We start from the raw sequence: 3,057 nt of genomic DNA, 5'->3' as shown, positions 1-3,057 counted from the left end.
TTGGTTTAGTAGAAACGATAAATCGCGCTGCTGGATCACTGCAAAAAGACCAGAATGGCGCAGATGTTCCACAACCGGATTGGTTTGTACGAAATATCGGCGCAGTGCGAGCATTTAGCGGCTCAGTAAGCATTGGTGGGGGCGGCAACTGGACGACAGCAGAGTTTATCGCCTGGCTTGAAAATCAGGGGGCATTTAATCATCCGTACTGGATGTGCAAAGGGGCATGGTCTTATGGCGATAACCGAACTATCACTGATACAGGGTGCGGAAATATTCAGTTAGCCGGTGCGGTCGTTGAGGTTATGGGGGTTCGTGATGCGATGACTATTCGTGTCACGACACCAACATCCTCAACGGGTGGTGTTGTAAATGCGCAGTTTACCTACGTTAATCATGGTGGGGGTTATCCGACTACTTGGCGGCGGGATTTTAATACCGCAAACAAGCCAACCTCCATAGACGTTGGGGCGCTGCCAATAACAGGAGGTAATTTACAGGGTACAATTTCATTTTTATTTTCATCACTCAGAAATCAAGCTAACTGCTTGATAGGCCACGGCGACGCTAACGGTATCCTTGCTTGCTCTTATGGTTATTATCAGGACAGATTTGACCTTCATTTTTATGATGAAAAAGGTGCATGGGCATCAAATCCCTTAGTTATCAGGCGCGATGGGAATACAACTATTAATGGGGATGTAGCCGCTCACGGTATCTATGATTATGGTCAACGTGTTTATTCACCCAATAACCCGCAACCCGTGAGCTTTGAAGGTTATGCAACACAGGCATGGGTTTTGCAGAATTTTGTCCAGAATATCCGTGTAAGTGCCACCGTAGTTCGTGAGTTTCGTGACGGATGGGGCTATTCAGCTAATGACGCAGCTTTTGCAACGGCTATTTCTATGGTTGGGGGAAGCTCAAACGTTGGTTCTCTGCTTGTTAGATATGTTCAAAAGCTCATCAACAATACCTGGTACAACATCACCGAATAAAAGGCGGGGATAAAATGCAGCACCTTAAAAATATAAAAAAATACACACCAGACGATAAAAAGAGTCTGGAGCTTATCAAAGAGCATAATGTTGAGTTTTACATTTCAGATGATGGAAGGGATTGGTACAAATCTCAGGCTGATTTCTTACCTGATACGCTAAAAATTGCATATGACAAGGAAGGTATAATTCGTTGTATAAGCAAGGATGTTTCAAGTATTAACCCGCGTGACCTTAGTGTTGCTGAAGTCGAGGTTAACACCAAAAATAAAAATGTAGATATATCAGGGGGCTGGATATTTACTGATGGTGAAATTAAACCCCGCAAATATTCGCAAGACGAATTGCGCGCACAGGCTGAGGCGAAGAAAACAGAGCTACTGTCTGTCGCAACTGCAGCAATTGCGCCTCTGCAAGATGCTGTAGATGAAAAAATGGCGACGGCAGAAGAAACCGCCGCTCTGTCAGAGTGGAAGAAATACAGGGTGAAGGTTATGCGCGTTGATACCAATAAACCTGAGTGGCCTCCGCTCCCTGATATTAAGGCCAGTTAATATCAGGAGCAGAAGACAAATCAAGGCGGCGCAACTTAGTGCGACTGGCCCGTAACGCCGCCAGTTCCGTTTCTTCTTCGGCTGAGATATCACCGTCTTTTTGCGCAGCTTCCAGCCAGTCAATACGCGCTGTTATCTCAGCCATGCGACGGTCGCGCTCCGCTTCTGCCTGAGCCAGATAGTCACGAATTTGCTGCAATTTCCCGTCTTTGTAAAACCAGTCATCCCCAAGGGTGACGCGCAAATTTGCTTCTGTTGCCGGAAGCTCCACTACACTCAAATTGTAAGGCCAGATACTCGAAATATCATGACTGATACAACAAATAGCACCAGCAGTGTCGTAAGCAAACTTTATTGTGGAGTCTGAGAACAATTTCTGTGATTCATACCACTCTTGCCCGGATTCGGAAAAAAGAAATAAAACACCATTTTCAGCCATTTTTATTTCATTGGGTGAACGCGGAGAACCAAGCATAAAGTTTTTTATATGTTGCATATTTCCTCTGTATATTATCCGCTAATTGTTACCCATTGTCCGTTAATGAGAACCTGAACAGGCTTGTATCGGACATAAGATTTATCACTATTAAAATCACCACCTGTAAGAACGTGACCGGCCGGACAATCATCACCATTCGCCCACCATGTAGTCGATATAGCGGAACCAAGTCTCATGTTCTGAACAAAGTTCTGTAATACCCATTGCTGCGTGGCGTAAGCCGATAAATCAGTGGCTGGCGGTGGGTTTGCCGTACTGTAGTCGATAACCCACGGCGTCCGTTCTGACATGTCTCCATTCCATGTCTGGCGACTGGCACTAACCCCATGATGAGAGAAATATTGCTGTAGCCATACGTTCCCTGAACGCGCCACCAACATAAAACCGTATCCGTACAGCTTGCTACCATCTGGATATTTGGGGAAATCAGCCACTGTGTCAGGGTTTGCAACGCCCACCAACCACCATCCAGGCGTGTTGGCAGAAGCCATAGAGCCGTTATTTCCAATTGTTCCAATGGGGTCTTTCGGAATGGCACCAACATCTGAGGCAGTTGGTTTATTATTTGTGCTGTAATACGACGACCATGCAGACCAGGAACCTGATGAATATAACGCCCGTTCATACTTAACAACGGGATTAAAGGTTGTGTATTCCTGAATAGTCCTGTTATCTGCATCCTGGCTCACCCGCAAAACGCCAGGCAGATTTACAGGAAAGTTCTTTGGTGAAGTACCTATGCTGTTAACGCTGTACGTTGCGACAACGCTTGTAACATTATTCAGATTACTGTTTTCAAATAACTCTATACTTTTCCCGTTGCCCATCCATCCGACAGTGGGCAAACGGCCTGGCGTTTTGTCCGTTGTTGAGGTTGTTACATCAACAGTGGCCGCAGTGCCAAGTTGCAAAGCTGTACGGGCTTTTGCCTTATCCGGTATATCGCTAAGATTCTGGTCTTTTTGCAGCGATCCGGCTGCGCGATTTATCGTTTCTACTAAACCAA

General features: G+C 45.8%; 4 protein-coding genes. 2 read left to right on the top strand and 2 right to left on the bottom strand.

Going from position 1 to position 3,057, the window contains the following annotated elements; all coding sequences use genetic code 11:
- Together OGW16_RS00615 and OGW16_RS00610 are read left to right on the top strand one after the other, a co-directional pair.
- On the top strand, positions 1–998 hold a 998-nt coding region (locus tag OGW16_RS00615), incomplete at its 5' end, for a phage tail fiber protein (RefSeq protein WP_286517548.1).
- A 14-nt stretch (positions 999–1,012) separates the two neighbouring features.
- Positions 1,013–1,552, top strand: coding sequence for a tail fiber assembly protein (locus OGW16_RS00610; protein ID WP_286517546.1), 540 nt, complete (start codon positions 1,013–1,015; stop codon positions 1,550–1,552).
- Here OGW16_RS00610 and OGW16_RS00605 read toward each other — a convergent pair.
- Positions 1,539–2,048, bottom strand: a complete 510-nt coding sequence (locus OGW16_RS00605; RefSeq protein WP_286517544.1) for a tail fiber assembly protein — start codon at positions 2,046–2,048, stop codon at positions 1,539–1,541. The genes OGW16_RS00610 and OGW16_RS00605 overlap by 14 nt on opposite strands.
- Positions 2,049–2,062: 14 nt before the next feature.
- A partial coding sequence (locus tag OGW16_RS00600; RefSeq protein ID WP_286517541.1) for a pyocin knob domain-containing protein occupies positions 2,063–3,057 on the bottom strand: 995 nt, incomplete at its 5' end.

This window comes from Citrobacter sp. Ce104, assembly GCF_030334595.1.
GTDB classification, from domain to species: domain Bacteria; phylum Pseudomonadota; class Gammaproteobacteria; order Enterobacterales; family Enterobacteriaceae; genus Citrobacter; species Citrobacter europaeus.
This window is presented reverse-complemented; position numbering and strand designations above follow the sequence as displayed.